Source organism: Streptomyces shaanxiensis (assembly GCF_039537145.1).
Classification (GTDB): Bacteria; Actinomycetota; Actinomycetes; order Streptomycetales; family Streptomycetaceae; genus Streptomyces; species Streptomyces shaanxiensis.
Window position 1 is genome coordinate 1 of the sequence record NZ_BAAAZY010000008.1, and the last position, 17889, is coordinate 17889.

The window sequence follows — 17889 nt, forward strand, 5'->3', positions numbered from 1 at the left end:
CGTGCGTTGCGCACACTGCCCGCGTCACCCGATCAGTGGCCACTCTGAAACAGCTCAGTGTCTAACTGTGTGACAACGCCGACGGACAACCGTGCACACCTGTGAACCATCGCAAGCACAGCGACCCAAGGCCAGGCGCCTGCCCAAGTTGCTTGGGGACGAAGCGGTCTGTGGGCCACGGCGCTTCGTCCTTGCTCGGCGCAGACGAACCAGTAGCCGTCCGTCGGCGTCTCCGTTTCAGGGGACGGAGGCCTCATGGCACAGGGATTGAACAGTGGCGCGGACCATTCGTCCGACAACTTAAATGACGCGCTCAGGACGCTCACCAGCGAACTCGCACGGGCTGACGCCAAGGCAAGCGTCGTGCTGGCGATGACTGGCGTGGCCTTAGGCTTCGTTGCAGCACAGGGCTCCAGGCACCAGGGAGCGATCGTACTGGCCGTTGGCGCGGCCGGCGCGATGTGCCTCGTGATCGCCTTCGTGGTTCTGCTCATCACCGTCCGACCAGTCCACATCAACACTGTGACCGCTGAAGGCTGGTCTCGTTGGGCGACTCTGGAACCAGAGTCGCTACGCGACCACATGCGCGCGGATCTGCGCGCTGAGCGGGTTACATTCCTCTCCCGCGCAGTCGCGATCAAGTTCCGCCGGCTCCGTCTCGGAATCAACCTCATCCTGGCTGGCGTCTGTCTGCTATGTGCCGCAACTGCGCTGGGCTTGGTCCTGTAGGGCCACGACCGAGGACGAAGTGCCGTGCCAGGTCGTGCGGGGAATGGCGGGGAGCACGCTGCCGACCGGTCCGACCCCGCTAGCAGTTCCGCCACTGGTCAGCCCAGCAATCGCCTGTAGAAGACCCAAGCTTTCCAAGCTGAGGACCTTGAGACGGCAGAGCCGGATGGCTGAGGCCGGGTCGTAGTTGCTCTGGCGCAGGCGCACCTGACCGCGCGACGCACCCGCCGTCGTGGTTGACGTTCACCAGCTGAGGCTCAGACGTCCAGGACCCAGCTTCCGGTGGTTCGGGGACGACGAGAGTGCGAGAGCCATCCCCCATTTACTAGGCGCTAGTTGCTGCGGGTGAACATCGCGGCCACCGTAGCCACCCCAGCAGCTACGCTTAGTGGAACAACGACGCCCGGAAAAACATAGGCCAGAACCCCGGCCGCGGCACCGAATATGCCAACACGACACTCCGGCCGACCAGCGAGACTCTTGACCATTGTTCCTACCTGGCTCAGTTTCAATTGCGACTACTTCCCTTTCCTTGATTGATGGCGCTTACAACGGCTAACACAATGAGCAGAGTTGTCGGTGGGTGATGAGACAGCAGGCCAGTTTGAGGAACGCTTCGTGAATGTCGGACCGTCGTTCCCAGCGGATGCGCAGGCGGCGGAAGCCATGGATCCAGGCGAAGGTGCGCTCGACCACCCATCGGTATGTGCCCAGTCCGGTGCCGTGCTGTGTGCCTCGGCGTGCGATGGCCGGCACGATGCCGCGGACGCGTACCTGATCGCGGTAGATGTCGTGGTCGTAACCATGATCGGCGAACAGCGAGTCTGGTCTGCGGCGAGGACGGCCGACTCGGCCGCGGACCGATGGGATCGCGTCGAGCAGGGGCAACAACTGGGTGACGTCGTTGCGGTTGCCGCCCGTCAGCAGGACCGCAAGCGGAGTGCCATGCCCGTCGGTAATCACGTGGTGTTTCGAGCCGGCCCGGCCCCGGTCGACCGGCGACGGGCCCGTGTGCTGCCCCCTGTTAGGGCCCTGACGTGGGAGGAGTCGACCACGCAGCGGGACCAGTCCAGTCGCGAAGCCGCGTTGAGCTCGGCGAGCAGGACCTCGTGCAATCGCTGCCAGACGCCGGCCTCGTTCCAGTCCCGCAGTCGGCGCCAGCACGTCATCCCCGAGCCGAACCCGAGGTCCTTGGGCAGGTACTCCCACTGAATGCCGGTGTGCAGTACGTACAGGATCCCGCACAGCACCTCCCGGTCCGGTAACGGCTTACGGCCCGGGTAGCGAAAGCGCCGTTCTCGCTGCGGCAGCAACGGCTCCAGGCGGTCCCACAGCTCATCCGACACGATCCACGGCGACGTCCCCACACCGAGCCGAACGCTCAACTGCCGCCCCGGACACGGCCATCAGGGCCGATCCAACTCATTGTGTTAGGCGTTCTTAGCGACTTCCTGTCTTGCGACGGGTCACCTAGTCGATTTGGACAGCACGCCGATTTATAGTACCTAGCCCAATTCAGGTATTACACGGGATCGCACCCCGGGTCCGCACACAGCTCAGGCGTCTTTATGGTCGGCCACCCCGGGACGACTGCCACTCCGGGCCTCAGGCCAAATCTGAAAGCCCATTCATTCTCCGATGCGGGTGCCATTACCATTGCCCGGGAGCTGGGCGCCTCTGTATCCAGCATCGTCCAGCAGTGTCCGCTGGGGCTCTTGCTGAATATGACACGCATGGCCTCGGGCTCGACTTCTTCCTGGAAGAGGATGCTGTGTACGTGACTCGTAGTTTCTTCGGGACACGCATCGCGCTGCGTCGGGCGCCAGGGAAACGAGACTTCTCCCGTGTGCCAGTTTCCGCGCCATTTTTCACGCCCGGGCCAACCGGCCCGCATGTAGGCGTATTTATCCCAGCTGATTTCCGTTTTGATTCCGAATGGAATCGCATCAATGACCAAACGGTGGTAGGAAAGGTCGTTGGTCGTGAGGGTTAGGCGACGCCTTCGGCCGCGCCTATCACGGACTGTGCAATGGAGGAATCCCCATCCTGCTTGAGACGGCGCCAAGCTCGAATTGGCACAAAAAGTCTCGTAGATGGTCTCAGCCTCTTGCGCCCTCTCGGGGCACATATCGGAGTATTCGTGAGCGCGGACGTCCACCAGATCGGTGCTCAGGTATACGGGGGACGGGATACGGCCGGCCAGATGCGTTGGCACACGCCACTTGCTGAGGTCCGCTGCCGCTGCCTCAGCAAGCCGGACCCGTCGGCTGGGTGGTTTCTCCTGCATGCCTTCCAGGCTGGCGCAAGCTCGGGGGGAGAAGCTAGCGCGGTGCCAACGGTGATCGGCATCCCTACTTGACGGCTGTGAGCTGGGGAAATACGGCTCGATGCAGATGCGTACCCGCTTTCCTCGATTCACCCGAACGGCGTAACTCGTTACCGTTCCGTGACTGAGGCGGCGAGTTGCGAGACGGCGCAGCCAACTGAGCTCTGCGAAGTGCGTTTGCCGCGTCCGCCCCCTTAAGTTCCGGCCTCCCAACGGGGGCGGTGCCACCTTTCAGCATCTTCGCGGACCCCGCGACAGGACGCGCTGACATGCCGCGATGAGCTGCGGCCGTCTCAGTTTCCGTCTCATTCAGCACCGTTCACGGTCGTTCAGACTGGACCGCACGCCGGGCTCGCCTCACGGACCAACCGTCCATGAACCCAGCTGAACGCCAACGCACACAGCCCACCACCCCACCACCACAGTTGGAAAGCGTGTTGGGCCCCCTCACGAGTTCGCATCTTGTATCTCCGCCAGCGTCCCACCGGGCACGAGGCCGAAGGGCGCCCTGGATCAGGGGCTCTTCGGCGTTGTCCCTACACCTCGTTGTCCTGGTTTGTTGTCCTCAGCGAGGTTTCCCGGGGTCCCCAGATGATCTAGTCGATGACCCGGTCGGGGAACCCGAGCAGCATCAGCACGGTGCCGGCAGCGTGCTGGGCGGCGTGCAGTCGCCCGTCTCGAACGCCGGTGTCCTCCAGCCGTCGCTTCCAGTCGTGGCAATCCGGGTTCGGGCTACACGTAGGCGTACTCCGTCCATGGGTTCCCGGCGGCTGCGCGCTCTCGGGCCTGCGTCTCCCCGCGGGGGGGGGCCACGCATCACGACCCGTGGGCAACCCGGAAGGAGCACAGCGCGACGTCCGGCGCATGACTTCGTGTTCTTCGTCTCGTACCGCACCTGAACTCGGGGCGGGCAGTACCCGGCCTTCCGGCCGCACGGCGCCGCCTCACCACACCGTGCTCGCACTTCGGCTGCAAACACCCAAACCGGCACGGGTTCCCTTCGCGGCCTAATACTCCATATGTAGATCGTGATCCGAGAAGGGTGTCTATGATCGGATTACGGTTTGATCGTCATGCAGAGCAGTGGGGGGCCATGACACAGTCAACGTCTGCGGCCGAAAGGGCAGTTGAGGAACTTCTTTTGCACGATAGGAAGATTCTCGCTCTTCGAGGCGAAATTCGTGAAGCCCGCCTTAAGCGTTTTCTGCTGGTTTCCACCTACTCTTCTGCACCTACGCTGATGTTGATTCTGTTCGTCGGGAACATCGTCGCATGGGGCCACATCGACCTCTCCCGCGTCAACGTGGCCTGCATCCCGATTCTCATCGCTCTCCTAATCTTGTGTGTGATCGTGCGCGCCAACAGCACTGCTATTGACATCTGGGATAATCGCCTCAAAGACAGATGGGAGGCGGGCCACGCGGCGGGGAAGAAAATCGACCTTGAGCTCGCCCTAGAGCGCAAGCGTCTCTCCGCAGCATCTATCGACCTACCAACAGAAACCCGTCGCCACGTCTACCGAGAGACCGTCCCAGTAGCCATCGAGCAGTACCGCTCCGACGGGCTTCGTTACAGGCGTGTCCACAACTTCTTCCAAGGCGTCATCATCGTCGGATCGCTTGCGACGTCGACGGCAGCAAGCCTTGCGGAAACCCCGGCTCCTTATAAATGGATCACCGTTGGCACCAGCTTCTCTGTCGATCTCGCAGCAGGCTTCACCGGCTACTTCAAGTTCCGCGAGCGTAGCTTCTATCTCCAGCAGACAGCCGACTCCATCGAGGAGGAGTACGACGCTGTCAATCTGAAGTTTGGCCGCTATAAGAGCAGCGCTGACGACGAAGCTGCCCTTCTGGAGTTCACCGAACGGGTTGAGACTCTCAAGAATGACCAGCGCAAAAGGCAGCAGCAGCTAGACCAGCCGACAGAAACGCCCGAGGGCTGACCCGGTTGTCCAGTTCGCTGACGGCCGCCACTTTCCACTGTCGTACGCGCGCCCCTCCCGCGCACCCGTGCTTGCCACCCTCCTAGCGCGCCGCCAGTCCCGGGCACCACGTCACCGCGGCCGTCGACCTTAGTGTCTATGCCTCCAGCGGCCGGCTCGCCTTCAGACGTCGTGCCCAGCATCGTCAGCCCCTCCCCCGCGCCCAAGACGGCTGGTGCGTGCGCTTGATAGGTCCTCTCGTACCGGAACCGTGTCCGCGGGAGCTGAGTCAGCAATGGTCAGCTCCCAAGGACTATCCGTGGCCCCGTCCCGTCGGATCTGCCACGTGCAGGGCCGTGCCGTGACCTGCTCCCTTGCGCAGTAGCCATAGGGCCTCCGGAGCCGTTGTTATGCAGCAACGGACCACGTTCAGAGCCATCAACGCTGTGCTGGGGCGAGCGGCCTTACGTCATTCGAGCGTTCTGAAGGCGCCTCGGCGTAAACACAGAGAAACGGGGAGAGGTACCCGGTGCGAAACCGAGTTCCTCTCCCCATCGGCAAGGAACAGAAGGTCATTGCCGGCCACTAAACGCAGCCGTCTCCTTTCAGGGGCAATGAGGATCGCTCACCGCTAGGAGGTCACCACGACTGGTCGCAACGCGGAGCACCTCGCGCAAGGCCCCGGTCAGGTCCTTGGCCAGCCGTCGCATGTCCTCCGAGCCCGTGCCCTGGTCGTCGAGCTTGTCCAAGGCCTGCTCCAGCAGCTCGGCGGCCGTTCCCAGTTGCACGGCCTCGATGTTGTCCGCCAGGCGGGACATGTAGCCCTCCCCGTCATCGGTGCTCAGATAGCAGGGCTTGCCCTCGGGCCCCGACCATGGGAGGAGTCGCAGTGTGTTCGGTGCCGTCATCTTTGCGTCTGCCTCTCATCGGTCATGTGGTGGGTGGTGAAGACCGCGTCGACGCGACCCCCGGGGAACACCAGAAGCGCGGCCTCGACGACTCGCCCGGTGGCGTCGGTCGCGACGCGTGTGACGGCGAGGACTGCCACGGCGTTGCGGAGCCGGAGGGCCGAGGCTTCGTCTGGTGTCGGTGGGCGGGCACTTACCGTCTCTCGGACAGTTGGCGGCGGCGTGCTCAGGACGGCAAATCGCGTAGCCGTCTCCCGCCACGAGGACTCGTCGTCCAACCCCCCGGCCGGTGCCAGGTCCCGTGGGATGTAGATGCGGGCCAGCCCGTGCGGTGACTCTCCCTCGTGGCTGATGCAGAAGAACTCAGCGAGAAGGCTGCCTGTCGGCACCTTCAGCAAGGTCGTCAGATGCCCTTCTGCCGGAACCGTGTTGATGCGAACCGTGACGCGCATGGCCGTTTCAGCGGCGGTCCACGGGTCCAGCGTTCCCCATCCCCCGACGTACACGATCCTCCGCGGTGGGAGGCGGACGAAGTTGCCCTTGCCGTGGATCTTCTCGACAAGGCCTTCGCCCTGAAGAACGGCGAGGGCACGCCGCAGGGTCACCGTGCTGACCCCGTACCGGCCAGCCAGGCCGGCCTCGGATAGCAGGCGTTCGCCGGGCTTGATGTGGCCTGCCGTGATCTCGTGCCGGAGATCGTTGGCGATGTCGTGATGTCGTGAAGGCACGGACCGGATCACCGCCTTCTCTGCATGCGAACGGCAGCGAGCCGAGTTCGCGCATGCATGGTCAGCAGCTCTCCCGACTCGAAGAGGAGTTGCTTGCCGCCTTGGGCGAGTTGGAAGAGGTCGCTCACTCGGCACGCCTGGCCGCCGAGTTGGATGATGTCTCCACGCTGCACCGTGGCCGCGGTGACCTCGACGTTGGATGCCAGCGCGCCGCCGGGTGTCCAGCCGCTCACCGCTCTGTCTCCGTGGGCGTGGAGTGGTGGGACGCCGAGTGACACGGGCAGGTGCACGTCTCGTAGACAATCGGCAGGTCGACCGGTGCGGGGACCGGGGAGGACTCCGCGCAAGCAGGGTGTGTGCCGATACGGCAGGCGGTCGACCAGTAGGGAACGGCCGAGACCTCGACGGTGTGGGGCTGTTGGCGAGCAGGCATCAGCGGACCCCCGCGAGGGACGACCAGGCCCCAGCAGGCAAGTGAGGAGCGACTACCACCGCGCGCGGCCGTACTCGTCGCTCCCAAGCCAGCATGTATGGGCGGACGAGCGCGTTTTCCTCCCCCGCGAGCGGGTGACGGTGGTTCACGGTATCGGGAGCCCGGCCCAGGACGACCGTCAACGCGTCAGCGGGCGCAGGGACAAGGAGGGCGGCCGTCGGCCGGGAGGGCCGTAAGGGACGACGGTGCCTGCCCTTGGGGAGGCGAGGAGCCCGAACCGATCGGCCTCGGCCACCACTTCCAGCACCTCCCGCCATAAGTCGGCGGAGAGCGACTCCGGCACTTCCGCTTGGACCGACGTGTACCGGTCGTGCTCCTCCACCCGCGTGGGAAGCCCGACGTCGGACAGCCGGGCAGCGATGGCCGCCGCGCTAACTCCCGAAGCGGGCACAGGGCAGCCTCCGTTAACCGGCGATCACTTTGAGTGAAGCTAGTTAACTAGATTAGAGCTAGTGGACTAGATTTTCCATATGCCTGAGCAGCCGCCCTACCTCCGCATCGCTGACGAACTCCGGCGGCGGATCGCAGAGCAGGTGTGGGAACCCGGGGACCGCCTGCCTTCCCGCGCCCAGATCGGCCAGGAGTGCGGCGTGGGCGAGAACGTGGTCCGTCGGGCGCAGGAGCTGCTGATCTCCCAGGGCGTACTGGAGGGCCGCGCCGGATCGGGCACTTACGTCGCCGAGCCTCGGCAACGGGTCCGGGTCGTCCGGTCGTCGGCGCGAGAGCGGCCCGACGCGTCGCCGTTCCGGGCGGACATGAAAGCCGTGGGCAGGCAAGGGGATTGGGAGAGCCGGACCGAGGCCAAGGTGCCGGCTCCAGCGGACATCGCGGCGCGGCTCGGCATCGCCGAGGGCGACCTGTGCGTCCGTACGGCGTACGAGTTTCTGGCCGACGGCAGGCCGGTGCAGCTGTCGACGAGTTGGGAGCCGTACGACCTCACCGTCGGCACGCTCGTCGTCCTCCCCGAGGGAGGGCCGCATGCCGGGGCGGGCGTCGTGAATCGGATGGCCGCGATCGGCGTCAGCGTCAGCCACGCCGTGGAGCAGCCGGAGCCGAGGCAGGCGACCGCCGAGGAGGCGTCACTTCTCGGCATCCAGAAGGCCGGGCTCGTGACGCACATCCGGCGGACGTACTACAGCGACGACGGGCGGCCCGTGGAAACGGCGGACATCGTGGTGCCCGCCGCTCACTGCGAGATCGTCTACGAGATCCCGATCAACCGTCACTAGGCCATCTCGTTCGGATCATCTGATCGTTGGGCTGGTTGTGCCTTTGACTGATGCTCAGTGGGCTCGGATCGAGCCGTTATTGCCGGGCCGGATGCCGAAGCGGGGTGGCCGGTGGCGTGACCATCGTGAGGTGATCGATGCGATCGCCTGGAAGTTTCAGACTGGATCGCAGTGGGTGCATCTGAAACACAACGGCTTAGCCGCGCAGCGACCTGCGCAGCAGGAGGCCGCCGATCCCCACCAGGGTAGGGAAGCCGCTCTTTGGCATGGCCGCGGTGCCCGTCACGCCGACGGCGGTCAGAACGACGCCCGCGGTGCGCTGGGCCGGGATGTCCTTGTGCTCCTCCGCGGACCGGAGCAGCCGGCCGCCCATCCACAGGGCCGGCGCAGCGGCCATGAACCAGAAGGCGGCGGCGCGATCGCCCCGGTCGGGCACGGAGTTAAGAAGGTTTCCGCGAACCATGTCGGCGAACACATCGCGGTAGATCACGGCGCCGATGGCACCGTGACCGACGCCGACAATCTGGAGCCAGTGTCCTGCTGAATGTCGCTTCATGGCCTCATCGTATGGGCCGGCCTGGGCGTCCCCCGGGGGTCGGGCCCGCAGGCTCGCGTAAGCAGGAAGCAAGTGATCCCGTCGAAGGGAGCCGTGGAACAGAACAGAACATTGCCCGCTGATCCAAACGAAGGCCCCTAGCACTCCAGCCGCCATCGGTGGCGCTGCGGGGGCGCTGGAGCCGCCGGGGCGATGTCCTCCTCGGACCTCAGCATCTCGCGGGCGGCGGTAACGGCACATCATGCCGAACGCGCGAGGCTCCGGGCGGGACTACGCCGCTCGCCGCCACCAGCGACACTGAGGGGGGACCGGGGTGACGTCTTCCTCGGACCGCAGCATGGTGCGAGCCTCGTGAACCAGTGTATTCAGAGCTGCGTGGAACTTCCGCTTGTCACTGGACCGCAGGTTCCGGATGTGGTCATCCGACTCGTCATGGTTGGCAACCAGATAATAGACGTGCTCGTCAGACAGCCCTGGCACGAGATTACTGAGCGCCTCCGACCGGCTTGGGTCTCCTTCACCCCATCCAAGGATCCGGGCTACCTCGGCTGCTCGGTCGTCACCATCGATGGTGAGCCGAGCCAGTGCCTGCCTGGCATGCAGGACGGGGGCGTAATGGTGAGTCGTAACTTCGAAGTTGGTCGCAGCATGCGTCAGCTCGCCCGCTGCCTTTGCGACGTCCTTCGTGACGATGAGACGCACCTCCGCCCACAGCAAGGACATCTCCTCGGAAGTCTCACCTATTTGATCCGCTAGCTCCTCGCTTTCAACGTTCCATAGGCGGCTGCACTTCTGATACAGGCTGTTGGCGCTCCGCATCAGCTCCGCGACCTGCTTCTGCCGGACGGTCCACAGCGCCGCCACACGCTGAGCCTCCGCCGCGATCTCCGCCGCCTCACGAGCTGCTGCCGCCTGAGCCCTACCGCCATTCGCCTGTATCTTCGCACCGACCACGCCAGCGATGACGGCGATGGCCGCCACCAGGGCAGCGGCTATCTCGGGGTTCTTCTCGAAGTACCTCCACACGTCCACCGGCACATCATGCCGAACTCTGGCGCTCCGCCTCCCAGGTGCAGCGGCCCGGGTGATCCTGCGGGCCGAAGCACCACTCGGTGCTGACCGCCTCGGCGTCAGGGCTGGCCCCCTTGCCGCATACGGGTCCCTCCGTTCAGGACCCTGCGGTCGGTCAGCCGCTTCCGCCCCCGCAACGACGCGGGCAGCAGTGGCCAGAGGAACTGCCACTCGGCATCCGACAGTTCATGGCGACGTATCACGACACCATGGTCCACCAGTGGTGATCATTTGAAGACACTGCCTAGCCCTGCCCCTGCCACCCCTCGAAGTCGAATACGTGTCGAAGGTCGATCGGCGAGACACCCAGCGGCGGAAGAGACGCAGGTCAGCAGCAGAGTGGCACCCGACCCACCAGGCGCCTTCTAAGCGCTTGGCCGCAGATTCGAGTCCTGCCGGGGGCGCCCACTCTCCGCCCTCCCATCGGGAGGATTCCCGAAGTTTCGGTGCGGTCTCTCTTGTGACGAAGCACCGTTGTTTGCGAGTGATCGCGCAGCTCACGCAGGTCCAGGGGCTGGCGGTGCACGGCTTCTTGCGAGTTTGGAGTACGCTAGTTTGCGAGCTGATGGCCGCGCTGGTCGCCGTACGTGACGACAAAGCACCTGAGGTGCTGACACGCCCCCTGAGTTGAGTCGACCCTGCAGGCTCAGTTGCGGCGGGCGAGCTTGGCCGCGGAGATGAGCAGGATCACGGCCAGGACCGGGATGAGTACCAACTCCGAGAACACGCCGAGCAGCAGCCCGCCCAGCAGGGCTCCTGCGATCGAGCCCGCGGCCAGGACCATGGTGAAGCGGAGGTTGGCGCCGAGCACGGCGAAGCTGCCGTCCCGGCTGTAGCGGGCGAATGCGACCAGCATGGTCGGTAGTGACACCAGGAGGGACAGGCTTCCAGCGGTCTTGATATCCACCGCGAACAGCAGCACGAACGTCGGGATCAGCAGCTCACCGCCGGCCACCCCCATGATCGCCGCGACCCCGCCGATACCGAACCCGGCCACGACTCCGCAGGGCACCTGAGCCCACAGCGGCGGCGCGACCGTACCCACGGTGGTCGTGTGGGTGACCAGCAGAGCCGCGGCCATCAGCACCATCAACGCAGCCAGCACCTTGTAGAGCGTGGAACTGCGCATACGCACCGCCCAGGACGCTCCAGCCCAGGCACCCAGCAGGCTCCCGGCCAGCAGGTTGACCGCGACAGGCCAGTGCCCGGCAACCTCGGAGGCCGGGACCGCCGCCAGACGAGCGGGCAACGCGGCCAGAACCACGACCAGGCTCATGGCCTTGTTCAGGATGACCGCCGAGAGCGCGGCGAACCCGAACAGACTGATCAGCAACGGCAGGCGGAACTCCGCACCACCCAAACCGATCATCCCGCCGAGAACGCCGACGGCCGCACCCGCGCCGAACACCAAGCGCATGGAATGCGTCGAACGCACGGGAGCGAGCTCCTCGTCGGTGACCATGACGAGCATCCTCGCTGGTCGCGGCCCCTGCCCGCTACGTCACATGCTCATCCTCAGGAGAAGCTACGGAGCAGCGGATCCAGCTTGGTCCGCTGCTCCGAGCCGCCGTACCGAGAGTCACCAACGGTCCACTCGCAAACTGCCGTGCTCCGTCACATCTCTGTAGTCGCCGCAGGACGAGCAGGTCGCCACAACCGAATAGATGAGGGCAAATCGGCATACAGGTTGAAGGAGCGCTGGATATCAGATCATCCTTGCCGTCATGAGTCTCGTCTCCACCTCCTTCGATGTGCCCAACATGGGCGACTACGCACACGACTGGGCCCTGGTCGATGTGGAGACGTCCGGACTCATAGCCCGGCGAGATCGCGTGCTCTCCGTCGCGGTGATCACGATCGGTCCGGGCGGCGAGCAGACCGGGGAGTTCTCGACACTCCTCAATCCGGGCTGCGATCCGGGGCCGGTGGAGGTGCACGGGCTGACCGTCGAGCGGCTGCAGGGTGCGCCGACCTTCGACCAGGTCGCCGGGCGGATCGGGGCGATGCTTCAGGACCGGGTCCTGGTCGCCCACAACGCTCAGTTCGACTACGACTTCCTGGCTTACGAGTTCGCCCGTGCGCGGATGTGGTTGCCGGTGTCGCAGCGGTTGTGCACCCTGGCCCTGAATCGCCAGGTGGATCCGCCGACGGACGACATGAAGCTCGGCACCCTCGCCGCCCATTACGGCGTCCCCCAGCAGCGTGCGCACGATGCGCTGGACGACACCCGGGTGCTGGCCGGGATCCTGCGGGCGTCACTGCGCGAGGCAGCGCGGCTCGATCTGCCCTTGCCGCTGGTGGCCTGCCCGCCCCGGGCGGAATCGCAGTTCACGCCGAAGCCGCCGAAGACTCCCTGCGCCTACCGCAATCCGGGACGGCTGACTCCCGACGGGCCGCTCCAGCAGGGGATGAAGGTCGCGATCACCGGTGAGACCGCCCATGCCCGGGCGGAGTTGGTCGGGCGGGCGGTTGCCGCCGGGCTGAACATGATGACCTCCGTCAGCCGGCACACCAGCGTGCTGGTCACCAACGAACCGGCGTCCGGTTCGGCAAAGGCCCGACGCGCACTCGCCGAAGGCGTGCCGGTCATCGACGAGCACACCTTCCTGCAGCTGCTCGCCGACGTACAACCGGGGACAGCACATGAGGCGACGGCCGTCGCTGTCACCCCCGCGACTGAGCCGGTAGCAGCAGAACCAGTCGTCGGACCCGCGGAGTTGGCGCCCGCCACAGCCGCCGCCGCACATCCCGCCACAACCTCTGCCGCACCCGTCCCCGAAGCCGCAGCCCTCCCCCCTGCCGCCGCGGGTGTGCCGGTACCCGCTCCGCGCCAACCGGTGCCCTCCATCGGCACGTTGGACAAGCCTCTGGCCGGGCGTCGCGTGCTGGTGCTCGGTGGTGTCCATGCCGATGCCGCGGCGGCCCGTACCCGCGTCGTCGAGCTGGGCGGGTCCGCGGCGGTCAACCTGTCCGCCAGTGTCACCGACGTCGTACTCCTGGAGGGAGGGCAGGGCGACCGGCGCATGAGCCGCATCACCGCCCTCGAACTCCCCGTGCACGACCTCCGCTGGCTCACCGCTCCGACCGCCACCACCCCGGCCGCGACTACACTCCGGCCTCAGGAACCGCACGTGATGCCGAGAGGCGGCGTCATCGACCTGCCCATGCCGCACGGCAGACCCGCGCCGGAGTGGTACGTCACCGCCGGCTGGGCCCCGCAGACCGACTACGAGATCGACGTCGTCGCCTTCCTCCTCGACGAGGACGAACAGGTCACCTTCGACGAGGACTTCATCTTCTACGGCGCTCCGGAGAGCCCCGCCGGAACCGTGCGACTGCTCACCGGCGGCCCCGCCGAACAGACCATCGCCCTCAACCTGGCCTCTCTGCCACCCGCGACGCGCAAGGTCGTCGTCGCCGCGGCCATCGACGGCGCCGCCACCTTCGGGACCGTCGGTGCGATCCAGATCGGTACGGCCCCGGGCAGCAGCGGCGCACCGCTCGCCCGGGCCACCCTGGACGCCGCCACCACCGAACGCACCATGCTGCTCGCGGAGATCTACCGCAGGGGCCCAGTCTGGCGCCTACGCGCCGTCGGCCAGGGCTACGACCACGGCCTCGACGCCCTCGCACGCGGATACGGCGTCGACATCGCCGACTGAACACCAGTGCCGGAGAGGGAGGCCCGTGCGTCCCCCCTGGATCTGGGTCAGGCCCGGCGACGCGGTGCGAGCGTGGATCCACGCGTGGGAACCGGCATTCTTGGTGACGGCCCGGCGGGCAGTCGCCGGGGGCCTTCGATGCACTGCTGAAGCTCGGCGAGCTGGGCCGTGATGCAGCGGGCGTAGGTGGCGAGCAGGACGGAAACGCTGTTGCCGGCCCACTCGGCGACCTGGACGGGTGGGATGCCGTGGTTGAGCCAGGTGGCCAGGCAGGTGTGGCGCAGGTCGCAAAGGCGCTTGCCCACGGGTGACTCGTACTCGTACTCGTACTCGTACTCCGGCAGGACCGCCTTGCCGGCCTTGCTCCAGGCTCGGCGGAAGACCGATCCGGCCAGCAGCCCACCCTTCTCGCCAGGGAAGAAAAGGTCGCCCGGCTGGAGGCCGTCCCTCCAGGCGTCGCCCTCGGCGCGGCCCTTGAGGTCGCGGGTCTCGTGGACGCGGCCGTCGTCGGTCCAACTGGCTGCCGACCTCGGGCTCGGCGGTGTGGACGAGCAGCTCGCCCCAGCCCTCGGCGGGCAGCGTGGCGGCGCTGAGCCGCGACCGCTCTCCGCCCACGGGATCATCGGCGTGGCGCAGCCGGCTCCAACCCGACTGCCGGACGATTCAGAGCGTCTCCCCCAGCGATGACCGCGCCGTCCGGTTACACACGTGTTCCGGGTGAATGCCGTCGGCGCGGCTCCGGGCCCCTTCGCTCCTGGAAGGCGGCGGCGATCCGTTCAGCGGTGGGTGCCTTGTGGTGCCACTCGACGCGGTCAACTCACCATCACCGGTGAGAGTACGTAGGTGCGCCGGTAGGAGCCGTCCGCCACGACTACGAGGCTCTCTACGAGGCCCCGAGGGCGCAAGCGGCCCGACATGGCTGTCGAGTCCCTCGAACGTGCCCATCGGTGGCCGCCGAGCGTCCATCCCCAGCCGCAGCACGTCGTGCTCCACCGCAATTTGCGGGATGTGCCTTCGTGGCACGGTCCGGCCCGATAGACGGTCTTACGTGACGCGAGTGCAACTGACCGATCCGGATTGGGAGTTCATCGAGCCGTACCTGCCGATCGGCGAGTACGGCCCGTACCCCGAGCGACTGCGGCAGCAGTTCGAGGGCGTGATCTGGCGGTTCAAGACGGGCGGGCAGTGGCGGGAGATGCCGACGGAGTTCGGCGCCTGGTCGACCGTCCACAACCGCTTCCGGCAGTGGCGTGACGCCGGCGTCTTCGAGGCCCTGCTGGAGGACCTGATCACGGAAGCCGCGAAGCGGGGTGAGGTGGACCTGTCCCTGGTCAGCATCGACTCCACCACCGCCCGAGCCCACCACGACGCGGCTGGGATGCACCTCGACGAGGACGTCGACACCGCCCTGGAGAAGGCCGCGGCCGAGGAGGAGAAGGCCAGCTCAAAGGGGGCGGCCTCGCAGAGCAAAACGGGCAAGAGACCGAAAGTTATCCCGCGCTGGAAGAACGACGACGCATCCGGCGTCGGCGGAAACTCCGGCTGAAGGCCGCCCTCCTCGGACGTTCCAGAGGCGGGCAGACCAGCAAGGTCCACCTCGCCGCCGACCGCAAGTGCCGCCCGCTGGCGTTCATCCTGACCACAGGCCAGGCAGCGGACAGCCCGCAGTTCATCCCCGTCCTGAAGAAGGTACGGGTACGCAGGCCCGTCGGCCGACCCCGCATCCGGCCGGACGCGGCCGCCGGGGACAAGGCGTACTCGTCCGCGGAAACCGCGCCTCACCCGATACGACAAGACTCCCGACAGCTACCTCGCCGGTCTCCACCTGCGCGCCTCGATGATCTGGATCAAGGACCTCACCAGGACCACCCGATGATCACGACTCGATATGCCCCTGGGTGACGCGCTGAGGTGCCGGACGCCAAGGGCGGGCAGGAGGTGAGTCAACGGTCGACCAGCCGTGGACGCGGGGCCTCACCCGTGGATTCCGCGTCGGTGTCGTCGGTGCCGACCGGGCCGCGGGGAAGCATCCGGTCCAGCCACTTCGGCAGCCACCAGTTGGTCCGGCCGAGGAGTGTCATGGTCGCCGGTACCAGCACCATGCGTACGACCGTGGCGTCGATGAAGATCGCGGTGGCCAGGCCGAGCCCGAACATTTTGGTGGAGGGGTCCTCGGCGACGGCGAAGGACAGGAAGACCGCCACCATGATGAGGGCGGCCGAGGTGATGATCCGGGCGGTGCGCGAGACGCCCTCAACGATCGCCGTGCCGTTGTCGCCGGTGCGCAGGTACTCCTCGCGTACGCGGGAGAGGAGGAACACCTCGTAGTCCATCGACAGGCCGAACAGGATGGCGAAGAGGAACATCGGGATGAACGACACGATCGGAACCGTCGCCTCCAGCCCGATGAGTGCGCCTCCCCAGCCCCACTGGAAGACCGCGACCATGACGCCGTAGGCCGCGCCGATGCTCAGCAGATTCAGCAGTACCGCCTTGAGCGGTACGAGTATCGAGCGGAAGACCAGCATCAGCAGCAGGAACGACATCGCCAGCACGGCGGCGACGAACACCGGCAGGCGTTGGCTGGTGCGTTGGCCCACATCGGACAGGCTCGCGGCGGCGCCGCCGACGTGAGCCCTGGCCGGGCCGTGCCCGATCGCCGTGGGCAGCACGTCGGTGCGCAGCCGGGCGATGGTGTCGGCCGTGGCCTTGTCCTGAGGGCTGGTGGTCGGGAACACCACGAGGGTCGCGATGCCGGTGGCCGGATCGATGTGCGTCGGCGCGACGGATGCGATGCCCGGATCCGCCGCGACCGCCCCGACGAGTCGGTCCAGCACTCCCGGATCACCGGTGGGGTCCGCGGCGATGACGAGGGGACCGTTGGTGCCCGGGCCGAACCCCCCGGCGACGAGGTCGTAGGCCCGGCGCTCGGTACGGCTGTGGGGCAGTGAGCCGTCGTCGGGCAGGCCGACGCGCAGGCCGAGCACGGGCAGCGTCGCGGTCAGCAGCAGTCCCGCCGCGCCGACCGCGTACGGCACCGGGTGCCGGCTGACGTGCCCGATCCAGCGTCGCCATCCGGCGGCGGGGACGGCGTCCGGCGCCGCGCCCTGCCGTCGGAAGAGCCGCCCGGCCCGAAGAGCCCGGCCGATCCGACCGGCCCGGCCCAGACGCGGGCCGGCCGCTCCGAGGAAGGCCGGCAGCAGCGTCACCGACGCGAACACCATGATCAGGACGACGATCGAGACGGCGAACCCGCCCACCGTCATGAACGGCACGTTCGCGACCGCCAGACCGAGGATCGACACGACGACGGTGCCGCCGGCGAAGACCACCGGCCGCCCCGCCGTGGCCACCGCTCGCCCCGCAGCCTCGTGCGGATCGAGCCCGCGGGCGAGGTACTCCCGGTGCCTGGCGAGCACGAACAGCGCGTAGTCGATGCCCACTCCGAGCCCGACCATGCTGCCCAGGACCGGCGCGAAGGTGGGGACGTCCGTGACCCCCGCCAGTACCGTCATCGTGGCGACCCCGACGGTCAGCCCGAAGACCGCCATGCCGATCGGCAGCGCGGCGGCGACGAGCGAACCGAACGCCAGGAACAGGATCGCGGCCGCGGCGAGGAGGCCGATCAGCTCGCTCGCGCCGCCGTCGGGGTCGGAGAAGGCGTAGAAGAGGTTCCCGCCCATCTCGATGCGCAGGGGCAGTTCGGCGCGCAGCCGGTCGCCGAGATCGACGAGGGCGTCGAGGTCTTCGGCCGACAGCCGGCTCTGGTCGGGGTACTGCACCCGGACGACTGCGATCCGCCCGTCGGCCGAGACAAGGCCGCCGCGCACGGCGGTGTCCACGCGTGCGTCGAGTGCCCCCGCCGGGTCGCTCGTGCCGAGCACGTGCGGCAGCCGCCGCACCTCGGTCTGCAGCCGCGTGAGAGCGGTGCGCGCGCTGCCGTGGTCGAAGAACGTCGCAGCGCCGTCGAGGGGGGTGACGACCACTTGGGCGGTCATCCCCTCCTGGCCGGTGCCGGCCCTCTCGATCAGTTCCGCGGCCCGCTGGGAGTCCAGTCCCGGAGCGGTCATCGAATCCGCATTCCGCCCGCCGAAGGCGACGGCGGCGAGGACGGCGAGCGTGGCGGCGATCAGCCATGCCGCGATCACCCGCCAGGGATGGCGGGCGGCGCTTGCGCCCAGGCGCAACAGGTCTTTCGAGAGCATCGGGTCCTCCAACCACGTCGTCGGCCGTCCTTGTACGGCCGCCGATGCCGAGGCTCGTCGC

The 17889-nt window shown here is 67.0% G+C and carries 12 protein-coding genes and 5 pseudogenes; 6 read left to right on the plus strand and 11 right to left on the minus strand.

Annotated elements, in window-relative coordinates; all coding sequences use genetic code 11:
• Positions 1-255 precede the first annotated feature (255 nt).
• Positions 256-729 (plus strand): Pycsar system effector family protein, encoded by a 474-nt coding sequence (locus ABD932_RS11740; RefSeq protein WP_345011506.1) that lies wholly within the window; start codon positions 256-258, stop codon positions 727-729.
• A 555-nt stretch (positions 730-1284) separates the two neighbouring features.
• Here the strand turns inward: ABD932_RS11740 and ABD932_RS11745 are convergent.
• Positions 1285-2096, minus strand: a pseudogene (locus ABD932_RS11745) (IS5 family transposase).
• Between the two features lie 1558 nt (positions 2097-3654).
• Positions 3655-4093: pseudogene (locus tag ABD932_RS11750) on the minus strand (site-specific integrase); the annotation flags it as partial.
• Between the two features lie 10 nt (positions 4094-4103).
• Between ABD932_RS11750 and ABD932_RS11755 the strand changes: the two are divergent.
• Complete coding sequence (locus ABD932_RS11755; RefSeq protein WP_345011508.1) at positions 4104-4997, plus strand: SLATT domain-containing protein; 894 nt, start codon at positions 4104-4106, stop codon at positions 4995-4997.
• A gap of 584 nt (positions 4998-5581) precedes the next feature.
• On the opposite strand, the gene ABD932_RS11760 is transcribed toward ABD932_RS11755, so the two are convergent.
• The 4 genes and pseudogenes from ABD932_RS11760 to ABD932_RS11775 form a co-directional block, all read right to left on the minus strand.
• Positions 5582-5884, minus strand: a complete 303-nt coding sequence (locus ABD932_RS11760) for a hypothetical protein (RefSeq protein ID WP_345011510.1) — start codon at positions 5882-5884, stop codon at positions 5582-5584.
• Positions 5881-6624: a GntR family transcriptional regulator gene (locus tag ABD932_RS11765; protein WP_345011512.1), complete on the minus strand. Its 744-nt coding sequence runs from the start codon at positions 6622-6624 to the stop codon at positions 5881-5883. Before ABD932_RS11765 ends, ABD932_RS11760 begins: the two co-directional genes overlap by 4 nt.
• A complete protein-coding gene (locus ABD932_RS11770; RefSeq protein ID WP_345011514.1) occupies positions 6621-6845 on the minus strand; it encodes a hypothetical protein in 225 nt (74 codons plus the stop codon). Before ABD932_RS11770 ends, ABD932_RS11765 begins: the two co-directional genes overlap by 4 nt.
• Before the next feature lie 447 nt (positions 6846-7292).
• Positions 7293-7496, minus strand: a pseudogene (locus tag ABD932_RS11775) (hypothetical protein); the annotation flags it as partial.
• Positions 7497-7575: 79 nt separating this feature from the next.
• Here ABD932_RS11775 and ABD932_RS11780 point away from each other — a divergent pair.
• Positions 7576-8334 carry a GntR family transcriptional regulator gene (locus ABD932_RS11780; protein ID WP_345011516.1) on the plus strand — a complete coding sequence of 253 codons (759 nt, stop codon included), beginning with the start codon at positions 7576-7578 and terminating at the stop codon, positions 8332-8334.
• 31 nt (positions 8335-8365) lie between these two features.
• A pseudogene (locus tag ABD932_RS11785) lies at positions 8366-8512 on the plus strand (transposase); the annotation flags it as partial.
• Between the two features lie 18 nt (positions 8513-8530).
• On the opposite strand, the gene ABD932_RS11790 reads toward ABD932_RS11785, so the two are convergent.
• From ABD932_RS11790 to ABD932_RS11800, 3 genes are all read right to left on the minus strand, one after another.
• Positions 8531-8890, minus strand: coding sequence for a DUF6463 family protein (locus ABD932_RS11790; RefSeq protein ID WP_345011518.1), 360 nt, complete (start codon positions 8888-8890; stop codon positions 8531-8533).
• Between the two features lie 270 nt (positions 8891-9160).
• On the minus strand, positions 9161-9922 hold the full coding sequence (locus tag ABD932_RS11795; RefSeq protein ID WP_345011520.1) for a hypothetical protein: 762 nt from the start codon (positions 9920-9922) through the stop codon (positions 9161-9163).
• 685 nt (positions 9923-10607) lie between these two features.
• Complete coding sequence (locus ABD932_RS11800; protein ID WP_345011522.1) at positions 10608-11423, minus strand: sulfite exporter TauE/SafE family protein; 816 nt, start codon at positions 11421-11423, stop codon at positions 10608-10610.
• Positions 11424-11685: 262 nt separating this feature from the next.
• Here ABD932_RS11800 and ABD932_RS11805 point away from each other — a divergent pair, with 262 nt between their 5' ends.
• A complete protein-coding gene (locus ABD932_RS11805; protein ID WP_345011524.1) occupies positions 11686-13623 on the plus strand; it encodes a TerD family protein in 1938 nt (645 codons plus the stop codon).
• A 47-nt stretch (positions 13624-13670) separates the two neighbouring features.
• Here ABD932_RS11805 and ABD932_RS11810 read toward each other — a convergent pair whose 3' ends face one another.
• Complete coding sequence (locus ABD932_RS11810; RefSeq protein ID WP_345011526.1) at positions 13671-14246, minus strand: hypothetical protein; 576 nt, start codon at positions 14244-14246, stop codon at positions 13671-13673.
• Between the two features lie 425 nt (positions 14247-14671).
• Between ABD932_RS11810 and ABD932_RS11815 the strand changes: the two are divergent.
• Positions 14672-15499: pseudogene (locus ABD932_RS11815) on the plus strand (transposase).
• Positions 15500-15566: 67 nt separating this feature from the next.
• Here the strand turns inward: ABD932_RS11815 and ABD932_RS11820 are convergent.
• Positions 15567-17828 carry an MMPL family transporter gene (locus tag ABD932_RS11820; protein ID WP_345011528.1) on the minus strand — a complete coding sequence of 754 codons (2262 nt, stop codon included), beginning with the start codon at positions 17826-17828 and terminating at the stop codon, positions 15567-15569.
• Between the last annotated feature and the right edge of the window lie 61 nt (positions 17829-17889).

Bases quoted from the DNA above. Each gene is read 5' to 3' on its own strand.
- ABD932_RS11810 (WP_345011526.1), bottom strand. From the start codon at position 14,246: ATGATCCCGTGGGCGGAGAGCGGTCGCGGCTCAGCGCCGCCACGCTGC.
- ABD932_RS11800 (WP_345011522.1), bottom strand. From the start codon at position 11,423: ATGGTCACCGACGAGGAGCTCGCTCCCGTGCGTTCGACGCATTCCATG.
- ABD932_RS11820 (WP_345011528.1), bottom strand. From the start codon at position 17,828: ATGCTCTCGAAAGACCTGTTGCGCCTGGGCGCAAGCGCCGCCCGCCAT.
- ABD932_RS11805 (WP_345011524.1), top strand. From the start codon at position 11,686: ATGAGTCTCGTCTCCACCTCCTTCGATGTGCCCAACATGGGCGACTAC.
- ABD932_RS11755 (WP_345011508.1), top strand. From the start codon at position 4,104: ATGATCGGATTACGGTTTGATCGTCATGCAGAGCAGTGGGGGGCCATG.
- ABD932_RS11790 (WP_345011518.1), bottom strand. From the start codon at position 8,890: ATGAAGCGACATTCAGCAGGACACTGGCTCCAGATTGTCGGCGTCGGT.
- ABD932_RS11760 (WP_345011510.1), bottom strand. From the start codon at position 5,884: ATGACGGCACCGAACACACTGCGACTCCTCCCATGGTCGGGGCCCGAG.
- ABD932_RS11780 (WP_345011516.1), top strand. From the start codon at position 7,576: ATGCCTGAGCAGCCGCCCTACCTCCGCATCGCTGACGAACTCCGGCGG.
- ABD932_RS11740 (WP_345011506.1), top strand. From the start codon at position 256: ATGGCACAGGGATTGAACAGTGGCGCGGACCATTCGTCCGACAACTTA.